16 protein-coding genes and 1 pseudogene are annotated in these 12,193 nt (G+C 67.0%); 8 read left to right on the forward strand and 9 right to left on the reverse strand.

Annotated elements, in window-relative coordinates; genetic code table 11:
* Window positions 1–679: 679 nt before the first annotated feature.
* Window positions 680–811: a hypothetical protein gene (locus ACTWQJ_RS33510; protein ID WP_443310261.1), complete on the forward strand. Its 132-nt coding sequence runs from the start codon at window positions 680–682 to the stop codon at window positions 809–811.
* 631 nt (window positions 812–1,442) lie between these two features.
* Here ACTWQJ_RS33510 and ltrA read toward each other — a convergent pair.
* The 4 genes from ltrA to ACTWQJ_RS33530 all read right to left on the reverse strand — a co-directional run bounded on the left by ltrA (window position 1,443) and on the right by ACTWQJ_RS33530 (window position 4,971).
* The gene (ltrA, locus tag ACTWQJ_RS33515; RefSeq protein WP_443310262.1) at window positions 1,443–3,239 is read right to left on the reverse strand and encodes a group II intron reverse transcriptase/maturase; all 1,797 of its coding nucleotides are present in this window, start codon (window positions 3,237–3,239) and stop codon (window positions 1,443–1,445) included.
* Window positions 3,240–3,837: 598 nt separating this feature from the next.
* Entirely contained in the window at window positions 3,838–4,131 is a 294-nt protein-coding gene (locus tag ACTWQJ_RS33520; protein WP_443310263.1) for a hypothetical protein, read from the reverse strand.
* A 190-nt stretch (window positions 4,132–4,321) separates the two neighbouring features.
* Entirely contained in the window at window positions 4,322–4,813 is a 492-nt protein-coding gene (locus ACTWQJ_RS33525; protein ID WP_443310264.1) for a DUF6415 family natural product biosynthesis protein, read from the reverse strand.
* Complete coding sequence (locus ACTWQJ_RS33530) at window positions 4,810–4,971, reverse strand: hypothetical protein (RefSeq protein ID WP_443310265.1); 162 nt, start codon at window positions 4,969–4,971, stop codon at window positions 4,810–4,812. The genes ACTWQJ_RS33525 and ACTWQJ_RS33530 overlap by 4 nt, the downstream gene beginning before the upstream one ends.
* A 279-nt stretch (window positions 4,972–5,250) precedes the next feature.
* Between ACTWQJ_RS33530 and ACTWQJ_RS33535 the strand changes: the two genes are divergently transcribed.
* Entirely contained in the window at window positions 5,251–6,495 is a 1,245-nt protein-coding gene (locus ACTWQJ_RS33535; protein WP_443310266.1) for an XRE family transcriptional regulator, read from the forward strand.
* 4 nt (window positions 6,496–6,499) lie between these two features.
* Here the strand turns inward: ACTWQJ_RS33535 and cutA are convergent, their stop codons facing one another.
* Window positions 6,500–6,823 (reverse strand): divalent-cation tolerance protein CutA, encoded by a 324-nt coding sequence (gene cutA, locus ACTWQJ_RS33540; protein WP_443310267.1) that lies wholly within the window; start codon window positions 6,821–6,823, stop codon window positions 6,500–6,502.
* A gap of 66 nt (window positions 6,824–6,889) precedes the next feature.
* On the opposite strand from cutA, the gene ACTWQJ_RS33545 reads away from it, so the two are divergent.
* Genes ACTWQJ_RS33545 through ACTWQJ_RS33560 form a run of 4 tightly spaced genes read left to right on the forward strand, consistent with a single transcriptional unit; the run spans window position 6,890 to window position 8,729 of the window.
* On the forward strand, window positions 6,890–7,105 hold the full coding sequence (locus ACTWQJ_RS33545) for a DUF6233 domain-containing protein (protein WP_443310275.1): 216 nt from the start codon (window positions 6,890–6,892) through the stop codon (window positions 7,103–7,105).
* Between the two features lie 9 nt (window positions 7,106–7,114).
* Window positions 7,115–7,624: a hypothetical protein gene (locus tag ACTWQJ_RS33550; protein ID WP_443310268.1), complete on the forward strand. Its 510-nt coding sequence runs from the start codon at window positions 7,115–7,117 to the stop codon at window positions 7,622–7,624.
* Complete coding sequence (locus tag ACTWQJ_RS33555; RefSeq protein ID WP_443310269.1) at window positions 7,621–8,127, forward strand: SMI1/KNR4 family protein; 507 nt, start codon at window positions 7,621–7,623, stop codon at window positions 8,125–8,127. Before ACTWQJ_RS33550 ends, ACTWQJ_RS33555 begins: the two co-directional genes overlap by 4 nt.
* 38 nt (window positions 8,128–8,165) lie before the next feature.
* On the forward strand, window positions 8,166–8,729 hold the full coding sequence (locus ACTWQJ_RS33560; RefSeq protein WP_443310270.1) for a hypothetical protein: 564 nt from the start codon (window positions 8,166–8,168) through the stop codon (window positions 8,727–8,729).
* Between the two features lie 278 nt (window positions 8,730–9,007).
* Here the strand turns inward: ACTWQJ_RS33560 and ACTWQJ_RS33565 are convergent, their stop codons facing one another.
* Genes ACTWQJ_RS33565 through ACTWQJ_RS33575 form a run of 3 tightly spaced genes read right to left on the reverse strand, consistent with a single transcriptional unit; the run spans window position 9,008 to window position 10,625 of the window.
* Window positions 9,008–9,820 (reverse strand): methyltransferase domain-containing protein, encoded by an 813-nt coding sequence (locus tag ACTWQJ_RS33565; protein WP_443310271.1) that lies wholly within the window; start codon window positions 9,818–9,820, stop codon window positions 9,008–9,010.
* Entirely contained in the window at window positions 9,817–10,047 is a 231-nt protein-coding gene (locus ACTWQJ_RS33570) for an anti-sigma factor family protein (RefSeq protein WP_443310272.1), read from the reverse strand. Before ACTWQJ_RS33570 ends, ACTWQJ_RS33565 begins: the two co-directional genes overlap by 4 nt.
* Window positions 10,044–10,625 carry an RNA polymerase sigma factor gene (locus ACTWQJ_RS33575; protein WP_443310273.1) on the reverse strand — a complete coding sequence of 194 codons (582 nt, stop codon included), beginning with the start codon at window positions 10,623–10,625 and terminating at the stop codon, window positions 10,044–10,046. Before ACTWQJ_RS33575 ends, ACTWQJ_RS33570 begins: the two co-directional genes overlap by 4 nt.
* A 130-nt stretch (window positions 10,626–10,755) precedes the next feature.
* On the opposite strand from ACTWQJ_RS33575, the gene ACTWQJ_RS33580 reads away from it, so the two are divergent.
* Together ACTWQJ_RS33580 and ACTWQJ_RS33585 are read left to right on the forward strand one after the other, a co-directional pair.
* Complete coding sequence (locus ACTWQJ_RS33580) at window positions 10,756–11,268, forward strand: hypothetical protein (protein WP_409472294.1); 513 nt, start codon at window positions 10,756–10,758, stop codon at window positions 11,266–11,268.
* A gap of 135 nt (window positions 11,269–11,403) precedes the next feature.
* Window positions 11,404–11,961 carry a transposase gene (locus tag ACTWQJ_RS33585; protein WP_443310274.1) on the forward strand — a complete coding sequence of 186 codons (558 nt, stop codon included), beginning with the start codon at window positions 11,404–11,406 and terminating at the stop codon, window positions 11,959–11,961.
* A 93-nt stretch (window positions 11,962–12,054) separates the two neighbouring features.
* On the opposite strand, the pseudogene ACTWQJ_RS33590 reads toward ACTWQJ_RS33585, so the two are convergent.
* Window positions 12,055–12,193 (reverse strand): annotated as a pseudogene (locus ACTWQJ_RS33590) (IS630 family transposase); the annotation flags it as partial.

Genomic DNA, 12,193 nt, shown 5'->3' on the forward strand with positions numbered 1-12,193 from the left:
GGGACCTCGATGTGATCAGCTGGCATAGACACCCTGATGATCACCGGTCTCGTGCCTGTGCTGTTGCTGCGTCAACTCCCGCTGCACGCGGACGATCTACGCGATCCCGGAACTTGCAACCGCCCTGACATAGGCCTGGTTCAGTGACCGCAGCGTCCGCCATTCGTGCGCCGTGATCGGTCCGAGCTCCTCCACGTCAGGAAAGCGTGATCCCACGGTTGTCCCTCTTCTCGCGAATGCACGGCACGCTACCGGCCGCATACGACATCCACGGCCGGAGTCGGCCAATCCGGCCAGGGACCGACGAGTATCAAATCGCCACTCCCGACAGGGGTTGACGGTAATGCGAGGGGAACCCAGCCGAGGAAGACGTGACCGGCGGCGCCGTAGCGCAGGACGTCGTTGGGGTCGGTCGCGGCGACCGGTTCGAACGCGGTGGAGACGCCCAGCAGCAGCCCGTTCTGCTTCCGGCACGCTTTGATGGTCTCCAGGTCCGCCGCCGACGACCACTGCCCGTCCAGGCGCGCGGGGCGGGGCCTGGACGGCCACCCACTTGTCGACCACCAGCTCGCGGCCCATCGGGCGGAACCCGCGGGCCCGCCAGTGCCGTTCGGTGTTCACCGTCCAGCCGTCGCCGCCGTCCTGGTCCAGGTGGACCGCTTCCAGGTGCGGGCAGACGATGAACGTCGCCCGCGGGCCCCGGGTGCCGTCGTCGTCCATCGGCAAGGTGAAGAAGCGGCTGGTCCACGGCAGGTGGGCCCCGGCCAAGCCCGAACGGAGGTGGTTCCAGCCGGAGGCGCGGCAGCTCTGATGGTTGAGCATCGCGCTCAGGAACGGGCCGGCATCGTCGATGGTCAGCGCGGGAGCCTGTGCACCGAGCGGCTCCCGCAGGTCTGGCAGTCCCGTTCCCACCGTGCCCGGTGCCCGAGTTGCGCTCCTGGTCCGCCACCAAGAGCAATGACCATCACCCAGTAGAGAGACGTGAAGGGAGGGTCTCGGGCAATCACATGCCCGTTGTGCAAGATCGCATACGCTCACCGGCGAGACACCTGTCGAGGTCTTCCGCGGGCGCGCCCAGATGTCACGGCCATGGGGGTACGAGTGCGAACAGCCGATGACAGTTGGCTGATCACCTGCGACGTGGACCTCGAGCCCGAACCATTCGTAGGAGCCCTTACGGCCGGTGATCTCGTCGTGCTCGTCCGGGTCATCGGAGTAGTACGACGTACCCAGACTCACGCGGGGGTCGGCGAACAGATTCCAGTGCTCGGCACGCACCCGGTAGAGGTTGCTATAGACCTGCACGCGCAGACCTGCGCCCAGGGCGTGCCCGACGAGCCGGTCGAACTCGGGGTGCAGGGTGGGCTGTCGGGTAGACCCGGCGCATCGCTGCGCCGGGTCCCCCTCAGAACCGGGCTCGCGGGCTTTCCCCGCACCTCGGCTCAAGCAAGCCCCAGGGGCATTGCGGGACTTGAAGATGTTTCGGACTTCCTGCGACGGCGTTGGAACTCCCGATCGCAGGAGGCATGCACAAGGCGTGATCGCTTTCCGTCCGATGCGCTCCGGTCGTGGGTGAGATAGCTGGCGGCTATCGCCCGGCGAATGAAGCTCAACCACCAACGCTCCCACTCCAGTGGGGATTGTGGCGGCTGTTCGGCGAAGAGAAGGTGTTCCCCGCACAGTGGGCACCGCCCGTCCTGCTTGGCGAGCAGGTTCAGGTTGTAGCCGTCCAGTGGAGGTTTGACCCTTCGTCGCCGCTCGGTCCAGTACTCCACCAAATCGGGGTCGTCCGGGGACGCTCCAGACTTGATGAGTTGGTGTCGAACGATCTCGGTCCAGGAGAACATGACCAGGTGGGTGACCTCGCCTCGGTCAGTGACCGAGGTCCGGTCGCCAAAGATCCACCGGTTGTTCCTGAACCGGTTGAACTTGCCGTAGTAGCGATTGACAATCCACCTCTTCGGCTTGTTCGGGTGTTTGTGTCTGGCCCACCGAAAGGTGATCCACCACATGTAATGGTCCAGCGCGTTGAAGACCCTGCTGGACACCACCCCCCGGTAGTAGGAGGCCCAGCCCCGAATAATCGGGTTGAGCCTGGCGATTACCGCCCTCGCGCTCCAGCCACGCATTCCGCGCACCTCGTCCGCGATCCTCTTCCGGATACGCCTTACCGCATCCCGGCTTGGTTTGATGAGTAGCTTTCCGTCGTTCCCGTTGCGGTAGCGGCGGACATTGAAGCCCAGGAAATCAAAGCCCTCTTCGAGGTGTGCGACTTTCGTCTTTTCTTCGTTGAAGACCAGACCTCTGAGCGCCAGCCACTCGGCGAGCTTCCCTTTGACCTGCTCCGCCTCCTGCTTGGAATAGCAGCAGACCACCAGGTCATCGGCGTACCTCACCAGGACCGGAGTCCCTTCCAGTGCCCTTCCGGCAGCATTGCCGGTCACGTGGTACCTGACTCCGGCGGCCTCCTCCAGCCCATGAAGTGCCACGTTCATCAGCAACGGACTGATCACACCGCCCTGGGGAGACCCTGTATCGGTCGGCGTGAACTCCTTGCCCTCCATCACCCCGGCTTTGAGCCACCTCTCGACAAGCCCCCTGGCCGGGAACGCGCCGAGAGCTTCCAGAAGCCTCGAATGATTGATGTTGTCGAACGCGGCCGATAGGTCAGCATCCAAAATCCACACCCTCTTACCCGGTCGCATACGACGGCTACTGAGGGTGTTGAACAAGGTGCCGATCGCATCGGCGCAGCTTCTCCCCGGCCGAAACCCGTAGGAACGGGGTTCGAACCTTGCCTCCCACTCGGGCTCCAGCGCATTACGTACCCGCGCCTGATGGCACCGATCCGTGATCACCGGAATTCCGAGGGGCCGCTGCTTTCCATTGGCTTTCGGAATGTACACGCGCCGAACGGGCATCGGGTCCCAGGTCTTGAGCGTTCGATGCACTCGCATCGACACCTCGGCCCTGGTTTCCGACGAGAGAGCGACGTCCCCGTCAACTCCCGCTGTCCGGCGTCCTGCATTGCGTTGAGTTACCTGGCGGACACTGATCAACGTGTTCGACCAGGACCTCAACATCATCTTCTGCAAGGACCGGACCGTGGCCCAGTCCTCTTCCCGCGTTGCCTTGAAGATCCTCTGTCGTAGCCTCATTACGTTCAGCTCATGGGCACGCCAATTGACGGCGTTCCAGTCCAGAACGCCCGCAGGTCCGTTCACCTTGACGGCGTCCAACTTGCCCCTTGATTCATGAGGATTCCGACTTCAGCGTTCAAAGGCTCACCTGCCCACGTCAGCGCCCTTTCGGGCCCGGCAGCAAGGCCGGCATCCGGTCGGTTCCCCGTCACTACCGCTTGGAGGATCGGCTTCTCTGTGACGCGTCCCGTTGCCTTTCGGCCACCGGCATCCGCTTCTTGGGCATCCTGTCCCGCCGAGGAGTTCCGCCCCTCTTGCGATCGGCCTACCGGGCCACCTTGGTGGTCCGGACCCCGACGGGGTTTCCACGTTCCGCGTATGTGAGATGCGACCGGGTTGGGTGCTCCTCTAAACCCCGGGGCCAGCGGTGTTCCCACGTCCGACGCGGCGGTTCGGACGCCGCTCGCCGCCTCTTCCAGCGGCCAGGCCCTGACCCTGGTTCTCATCCCGTCACCCAGAGCTATCATTGACGAAGCCTCGTCGAGGAGTTCACTGACGTTCACCCGTTCGGTCTTCCCCTTGCCCGGCGCCCCCTTGACGGAGAGGGAGTTCCTTGGGCGTCTTCCCTGAGCTTCGCACCCCCGACAGGCGGGGCCTGCGGACGCACGTCAAGGCGGGGACTGATCTCGAACACTGATCAGGAACTACGCATCGGGCATAACCCGTCTCCAATCTGCGAGTTCACTCGCCATACGCGACCTCGTGTCGCACCGCCACCGATGAACTGCACGGTGTCCACGCCCATGGCGGCGGCCTCGTCGATGACGCGACGCCAGTCGCCGCCGGTCATCGTCCCGTGACCCTTCGTCGGACCCACCTGCGCGTAGCAGTGCGACGAGCACGTGAGCTGGCACCCACCGGTGATCTCCAACTCAAGGAACGTCACACCGCCCGGCGCGGTGTTGGCCGGCGGTTCCAGTACAGCAGTCATGAGGTGCTGTCCTCCCGATGGTTAGGGTGGCCGCTCCGGCGCTCGACCTGTCCAGGGCTGGACCCGGGGCGGGAGTCTTGGGCCCCCTCCCGCCGGAGTCTTGCGGAGCTCCGGCGGGAGAGGCATCTTTGGGTTGCGACCCTGACCCTGCGGTCGCCGTGGGGCCCCTCACCGGGGGCGGGTTGCCGCGTCAGCGGCGGCGTGGGGCGTTCGCGCAGCGGCAGTGGATCCGGCCCGCCCGGGCCGCACCACCGGAGGGGCTGACCTTGTCGTACGGCACCCAGGCGTCGCCTGCCTCGATCGGCTTGTCGCAGGCCAGGCACATCGCCACGCCGGTCAGCGCGTCGTGGTGGTCGCACAGGGCCACCACCGACCGGCCGAGCCGCCTGACACGGTCGACCTCGCCATGCAGGCCCGCAGCCTCGGGCTCCTCCAGACGCCGCCGGGCCTCGCCGACAGCGGCCAGCGCCACCCTCGCCGGAACGTCTTCCGGGGGCAGAACGTCGGCGAGCTGCTCGATCTGCGGGATCAGCTGCCCCAGGTAGTTGTGGAAGCCCTGACTGAAGAGCTTCACGCTCTGGTGGCGCGGCACCGTGCGCTGGTCCAGGAGCCAGGTCGCTGCGGCACGCATCGTGGCGGTGGACAGCGCGGGAGTCTCGGTCTCGTCACGGGTGGCGTTCACCGGGCACCCGCCTGGCGGTGGACCGGGCAGGCACACGACGCGAGCTGCGTGTTCAACGGTTCGAGGGCGGGCTCGTACCCGTACGGCACACTCACCGTGGCCCGCGGCGGGCCCACCACCACCCCGTCCCGGCGGACCGTGTACACCTCGATAGCCATCTTCGCCCCCCTGTGCGCGCCCCTCAGACGGGGCGGTACCGTTCGTCATGTCGACGCTCCTCCACAGCGTTGGCCAGCCCCGGGACCGGTCGCACGGTCGCCGGGGTCTGAAGGCCTCAACCTTCCAAGCACCGTGGGACTTCTGACTTCCCGTCGAGGGGTACCCATCATGGGTACTCTGGCTTTTGGGCCAGTTCCTCACCTCAGCCTCACGGGGCACTCATGACCGGTTATGAACCGCCAACCGCGCTACCGCGTACGCTCCTTCAGCGCCCCGACGTGAAAGCCGCCCTTGCCTCGCACGACTTCGGTACGGTGTTCTTCCTCGCACGGGCTGAAGTCGGCATCAGCTACTCGGCGATCGCTTCCGAATGCGATATCAAGCCCGAACGCGTGGGAACTCTCGCTAAGGGCCGCGGGCGCGTAACCACGTTCGACAAGATCGTCCGCATCGCTGATGCCCTCCGCATCCCCGGCCGCATGGTGGGGCTCGCCCCGCGCCCGTGGGAGACGCCGGACACGACCGTTACCGATCGCTATGGGGATGAGGTGCAGCGCCGCGAGTTCCTGAAGGCATCCGCCGGAGCGGGCCTCGCCGTGAGCCTGCCCGATATCGCACGACCCCCAGCGGGGCGCCGCATCGGTAGGGACGTCCCGGCGCAACTGCGACGGCGCACCGCCCGCCTGCGACGCCTGGACGACGTCCTCGGAGGCGGGGACACGTACCGGGTCTACCTCGGAGAGTACAAAGCCACCAGGTCGCTGCTGCGCGACAACTCGTGCACCGAGGAGACCGGCCGGGAGCTTCTCTCCGTCCTCGCCGAGCAGGCGCAGCAAGCCGGTTGGGCAGCGTTCGACGGCGGACGGCAGGCCGAGGCGACGGGACTGTACGAGGCAAGCCACAAGGCCGCCGGGGAAGCCGGCGATGCCGCCCTCGCGGGTAACGCGCTCGCCTTTCTCGCATATCAGCGGCTGCCCGGCGACCGGCAGGCCGGGGCGCAGATCGCGGCCCGGTCGTGTGCCACCGCCGGCCCTCACGCAGCAGCCGGTGTACGCGCGCTGCTGTACGAGCGCCTTGCCTGGGCTCACGCGGTCGCCGACCAGCCCGACCCGACAGAGCGCGCCCTGGAGGCCGCACACGCCGCGCTGTCCGAGGTCGATGACACCCCGCAACCCGACTGGGCCACCTGGGTAGACGCCACCGAACTCCAGATCATGACCGGCCGCTGCTGGACGGAACTGCGGCGCCCTCTCCGCGCGGTGCCGGCCCTGGAGAAAGCGCTCGCCCAGTACGACGACAAGCACGCCCGCGACAAGAGCCTGTACCTGTCCTGGCTCGCCGCCTCCTACCTGCACGCGGGCGAAGTCGAGCAGGCAGCCGCCGTGACGAGCCGCGCTCTCGATCTCTCCGCCGAGGTCGCCTCAGTGCGGCCCCGCGAACGGCTCGCCCCGCTCATTCACCGGCTGAGCAAGCACCGCTCGCTGCCGGCCGTCGCGGAAACCTTGGAGAAGGCCAGGGTCTGAGCGTCTACTCCGCCGTGGTGTTTGCGGCGATCCAGTCCAGGCATCCCTTCGCCCCGGCCTCGATCGGCACGGCCGCGATCTCCGGGTTCTGCCAGGGGTGATTCTTGAGCAAGTGGGCCTCCAGCTCCGCGTACCGGGCCTGGGTGGTCTTCAGCAGCAGCTGCCACTCTTTCCCCGTGCCGAACTCCCCGTCGTGCCAGAACGCGGAAATCACCGGGCCGATGATCTGCGCCCCCGCCGCGAGCCGCTCGCTCACCACCGACCGCGCCAACTCAACAGCCTGCTCCCGCGTCGGAACTGCCGTAGACACCTGCCAGAAGTCAGCCATGCGGACGAGGTTATCCCGCGCCTGAGGTGCACAAGAAGACAGCCTCGCACCCCTTGGCCGTCCACACTGGCGACTGCCGCACGGCCGGCAGGCAAGCACACCAAGCCCGCGTCCCGGCAAGAGGCCATGCGCGCGCTGGCCGACAGCATGCCCGCCTGCACGCACTGCCAGCCGCACCCCGAGCTGGGGATCCCGGATGGGTGTAGCTCTCCCTCTGGGAAGATCGCCGTGCTCAGGCTCCAGGCCGAATATGTGATGCGCGCCATGTTGGCCGGCCCGTAGGGTGCGCCCATGCCGACGACCGCCTCGTCTTTGTCCACGTATCCGCCGTTGAACGTGCAGGTGCACACACCCCGGCTGTCCTTGCTAGGGGCGACGGATGAGCTCCTGGAGGGCCTGGTCCCGACGGTTCGCAAGGGCGTGGTCACGCAGCCCCCGTGGCCCTTTGACGATCCGATGTCCCTCTATAAGGACAGCCCGGAGCGCGAGTGGAGCTGGCTGCGGGGAGTGTGGCGAGGCCGAGGCCGTGTCAGCGCGAGTCTGTGGCGTCTGTACTTCGTCGTGGTCATCGACGGCGAGCCGGTGGGCATGCAGGATCTGATCGGCACCGACTTCGCCGCGTTCGGAACTGTCACCACCTTCTCCTGGCTCAGTCCGGACGTGCGGGGCGGCGGCTTGGGCAAGGAGATGCGGCAGGCGGTGCGGCATCTGGCTTTGGGTGTAGCTCCTTCTCAGGGAGGCGTTGAACAGGACATTCGCCCATCGACAAGCGGTCTGAGGTGGTCGAAGATCTGCTTGTGACTGACGACGACCTCATCCTGGCTGTCCGTGCGCATGTGGCCGACCGGGAACTGCCCGACCCTGCGTCCGCGGATGACGTCCGGGCGGTGGAGCAGATGGTGGGGCATCCGATGCCCCGGCTCCTGCGGAGGCTCTACCTCGAGGTCGCCAACGGCGGCTTCGGGCCCTGGGAGGTGGTGTCCCTGACGGACACCGGCGACTGGTTCAGCGACTGTGCGGATCTCACGGAGGCATACCGTGACTTCGCTGATCCCGAGCATCCTCTCCAGCCGGGGATCGTTCCGCTCATGGACCGGGGCTGCGCCATGTGGGCTCTGATCGATTTCAGGACGGCCGACGGGCAGATGTGGGACTGGGACCCCAACCTCTGCTGCACCGAACATGCCCTGGCCCCTCTCGGGCAGTCGCTGGCCGAGTGGATCACCGACTGGCTGCGCGGCACCATGCCCGACGGGCCTTATCCGCTGCGTGAGTTGTCCGGCAGGAACTGCGCCACACGCTGATCAGGCTGGAGCTGGCATCCGTCCTGGTGAGAGCCCTCGTGAACGCGGCGATGTTCGTGAGCGAGATGGAAGCGCCAATACACGTCGAGGTCGCCGTTTCTGATCAACGCGCGGAGTTTGAGGAGGGCTTCGGCTCCGGCGAGGCCCCAGCGGGCGCCGGTGATGTCGAGCCGGTCGGCGATCAGGTGTCGGCAGGCCCCTTCGATCACTCCCGTCGCGATCGGCCAGCCGGCGGCGAGCGCACGGTCGTAATGGAGGAAGGGTTCCTTACTGGTCAGGTAGCGGACGCAGACGTCGGCGCCGTGACGCCGAGCAGGAGTCAACCGCGCGATGCGGGCCTGCCGGTCGATCGCCTTGGCGGTCAGGCGGGAACCTCCGGTGAGCACGGTCAGGGCCTGGATCGCAACCCAGTCCTCGGCGGCCGGATCGCCGGGATCGTGGAACGACCACGCGGCCTGCCAGAGGTACTCGAGGACGTGGACGAAGTCGACGACGATGTGGACGGTGACGCCCCGCAGGGCGGCCTCGGTCTGGATGAGGTCGAGCTGGTGCCGGGGGGTGTAGCTCTTCTTCAGGGAAGTGCTGAGCTGGCAGAACGCTGATTGGGGACGTAGGCCGGACGGCGTCCTCCTACCGTGGTGGTGAAGGGGCGTCGATGGGGTCGTTGACCGAGGAGCTGGAGGCGCGGGAGACCGTGGCCCGTGCCCGGGTTGAGGAACTCCCACACGTCGCCACGTTCCTGCGGGATCTGCGTCGGCAGCAGGACACGAGGTGACCTTGTCGTCGCATCGCCCTCGACCATCAAAGCCGCCTGGTCGTGAGCGAGTCGGGCGGGCAGTCCTCATGGGGTCGGACGCAGAGGCGGTCGTCACCCATGGCTTCACCAGTCGGTCTGTGTCTGCGGAAGCTGTGCTCGGATAACCACCGAGACTGCCACGGCCTGCTGCTGGTCCGCTGGGATCAGTTTCTTCATGAGCTGGATCACCTCTGCGCTGAACAGGGGGTACAGCGCGCAGTCGTCAACGCTCATGGGGCGGCGGTACGGCACGTGGACGTCCCGGAATCCAGCCCGCTCCAGCTTGCGTACGAAGTCGTCTTCGGACAGCGCCCCAGCCACGCAGCCGGCCCAGGCAGCGGGCTGGGTGAGGATCTGCGGCGGAAGCTCGTCCTGGCCGACGGTGAGGTCGGCGACGCAGAGCCTGCCACCAGGATGCAGGACGCGTGCGCATTCGGCCATCACGCGGGCTTTGCGGGGGGAAAGGTTGATGACGCCGTTGGAGATGATCAGATCCACCGTGTCGTCCGGGAGCGGGATGGCCTCCATCTCGCCTTCCAGGGGTTCGACGTTCGTCAGAGCGGCGTCGGCCGCGGCGTCGGCGGTGCGCAGGAGCATCTCGGGCAGGAAGTCGAGGGCGATGACGCGGCCGGTCGGGCCGGTGCGGCGGGCGGCGAGGATGGTGTCGATGCCGCCTCCGCAGCCGATGTCGAGAATCGTCTCACCGGGGTGGATGACGGCGAAGCGGAGGTGGTCGGCGACACCGAGGGCTCGGTCGATGGCGGCCTGGGGAACCTCGGCCAGCTCCTCGGGGGTGTAGAGCTTGCGGGCCACGGCGGCCGTGGACGCCGGGACGTTGCGGTAGGCGTCGCGGACCAGCTGCTTCACCTCGCCGCTGTGCATCAGATCGCGGCTCATCGGCCCAGCTCCTCCAAGGTCTCGTTCAGGCGCCGCAGGACGTCTGCGGGGATGTCCTCACGGCCCGTGCCGAGCAGGAGTCTGCGGAGCTCGACGGCGAATTCGAGCTCACCGCAGCAGCGCCGGCACAGGGACAGGTGCTCTTCCACCGCCTCGCGGTCCGCCTGATCGACCATGGCGTCGAGGTACTCCCACAGCTCCCGCACCGCCTCGGAACAAGTGATCAACGCACGCCCTCCTTCAGCAGTCCGTTCTCTTCCGCGTAGTCCCACATCTGCTTCTCGAAGAGCTTGCGGCCCCGGTGCAGGCGGGCGAGCACGGTCCCCAGCGGCACCCGGAGGATCGCCGCTGCTTCCTTGGCCAGGAAGCCGTGCATGTAGACCAGGACGAGCGCAACCCGGTAGATCTCGGGGAGCCGCAGCAGCACGGCGCGCACGTCCTCCTGTCCAAATCCCTGAAGGAAGTCCAGGTGGAGGCTGTCCGAGTAGGGGAAGGGATCTTCGTAGGCGATCTTCCGGTAGAGAGAGAAGTCCTCCACCTCCTCGAAGTCCACCGCGACCGGTTGCCTGGCCCGGGCCCGACTGCGGTCGCGACAGCAGTTGACGAGAATGCTCCGCAGCCACGCGGCACCCGCCGCCGGATCACGGAGCTGGTCGAGGCGTTCGAACGCCTTCACCATGCAGTCCTGCACCGCGTCCTCGGCGTCAGTACCGAGCAGGGACCGGGCGATCGTGTAGAGCCGGGGAAGCTCTGCCCGCACCATTTGGCGGAAGTCTTCCCTCTGGTCGGCCTCGGTGACCTGCACGCCTGCCACACCATAGAGACGATTCCTGACGCCGATTTTATTGCGTTTTGCCACGTTGCAATAACTTCATTTGCCCGTGCCGTCTTCATAGGCGAGAACATCAGTACGCCCGGTCGACCAAGGAGGCGCCATGACCACCGTCACGCATCGGAGGAGCACGGTCGGCACCGCCGGGAGCCCGGGAACGCTCCGACTGGGATCCGCGCTCATGGCGCTCGCCGGTCTGGCATTCGTCGGATACGCGGTGATCTTCTTCGTCCGCAACTTCACCGGCGCGTTCCTGGAACTGGGCATCGGCCCCGGCGAGGTGGATGTGGGCCGATCCGACATCCAGGCGTTCAGTCCCGAGCTGTACGACTACATCGCGCACCTGCACATCGCGGTGTCCGGCTTCATCGCGGCAGCCGGACTCGCCACTGCGGCGCTTGCCTGGTTCGGAGTCCGCCGCGGACTCCTGTGGGCCTATGTCACCGCGGTCGCCGTCCCCGTGCTCGGTCTGGCCGTCGCACTGCCCGCCCACTACCCGTACGACCTGGACACCCTCGGTCATCTCGGCCTCATCTACCTGGCCACCGCCGTGTTCGTCGTCGGGGCGCTGATCGCCCTGCGGCCACTACTGTCGGCACGGAGGGAGTGCGGCTGACCGCTCCGCCTTAGCCTTGATCCACCGGTCAATTGCCGGTCCAAGGCTTGGACATGAAGACGCGGATGCCCTCTGATCTGGGATGATGGGACTTCCGACGGTTCCACATCCACACAGCAAGAGAACACCCGCGAGATGCAATCTTCCCATGCCGCCGCGGCGGTGTCGGTCGCGTTCGATGACACGAATCTGGTCGGGCGTGCCGGGCTGGTCCCGGTGATGCGGCTGGCCGAGCGGTGCGGGCTTGCCCGTCTGACGGCCCCGAAGGTGAAGCTGACCGGGGCGAAGAACAGCGCGGGCGCCTCGGCGGACGCCAAGGTGATGAGCATCGTGGCCGGCATGGCCGCAGGCGCGGACAGCATCGACGACCTCGACGTCCTGCGCCACGGTGCCATGCCGACCCTGTTCGGCGGGGTCCGTGCCCCGTCCACGCTCGGCACGTTCCTGCGCGCGTTCACTCACGGTCACGCACTCCAACTCCACGCCGCGCACCGCCAGTTCCTGGCCGCACTGGCTGCGTATGCCCCGCTGCTGCCCGGATCCGGCCAGAAGGCGTTCATCGATGTCGACTCCACCCACAAACGCGTCTACGGCCGCACCAAGCAGGGCGCGGAGTACGGCCGGTTCAACACGACATGTATGTCAATCCCCTCGTTCTGTGGAGACCTTCTTATGCAGCCAGCTCCTTGGTGAAGCCGGGGAGCCCAACACAACGACCGCGCCCAGACCGAGGGGTGCGGCAGTGCGCCGTCTAGTGCTGTGACCGCATAGGTTCGCCGGGTGGGGTCAGGCCGCGGCGGCGAGGGGGCGCCCGCCCCATCGGATGCCTTTCTCGCTGCGGATGCGGGCGCGTTCACGGCGTTCGGCGGCCAGGACGTCGCGGTGGCGGGTGTTGGCGTTGCGCCAGCGCAGGTAGGCGTGCAGG

This window comes from Streptomyces sp. KR55 (genome assembly GCF_052245645.1).
Lineage (GTDB): Bacteria > Actinomycetota > Actinomycetes > Streptomycetales > Streptomycetaceae > Streptomyces > Streptomyces flavusporus.

Bases quoted from the DNA above. Each gene is read 5' to 3' on its own strand.
- cutA (WP_443310267.1), bottom strand. From the start codon at position 6,823: ATGGCTGACTTCTGGCAGGTGTCTACGGCAGTTCCGACGCGGGAGCAG.
- ACTWQJ_RS33510 (WP_443310261.1), top strand. From the start codon at position 680: ATGAACGTCGCCCGCGGGCCCCGGGTGCCGTCGTCGTCCATCGGCAAG.
- ACTWQJ_RS33565 (WP_443310271.1), bottom strand. From the start codon at position 9,820: ATGAGCCGCGATCTGATGCACAGCGGCGAGGTGAAGCAGCTGGTCCGC.
- ACTWQJ_RS33585 (WP_443310274.1), top strand. From the start codon at position 11,404: ATGCAATCTTCCCATGCCGCCGCGGCGGTGTCGGTCGCGTTCGATGAC.
- ACTWQJ_RS33550 (WP_443310268.1), top strand. From the start codon at position 7,115: ATGCCGACGACCGCCTCGTCTTTGTCCACGTATCCGCCGTTGAACGTG.
- ACTWQJ_RS33520 (WP_443310263.1), bottom strand. From the start codon at position 4,131: ATGACTGCTGTACTGGAACCGCCGGCCAACACCGCGCCGGGCGGTGTG.
- ACTWQJ_RS33580 (WP_409472294.1), top strand. From the start codon at position 10,756: ATGACCACCGTCACGCATCGGAGGAGCACGGTCGGCACCGCCGGGAGC.
- ACTWQJ_RS33530 (WP_443310265.1), bottom strand. From the start codon at position 4,971: ATGGCTATCGAGGTGTACACGGTCCGCCGGGACGGGGTGGTGGTGGGC.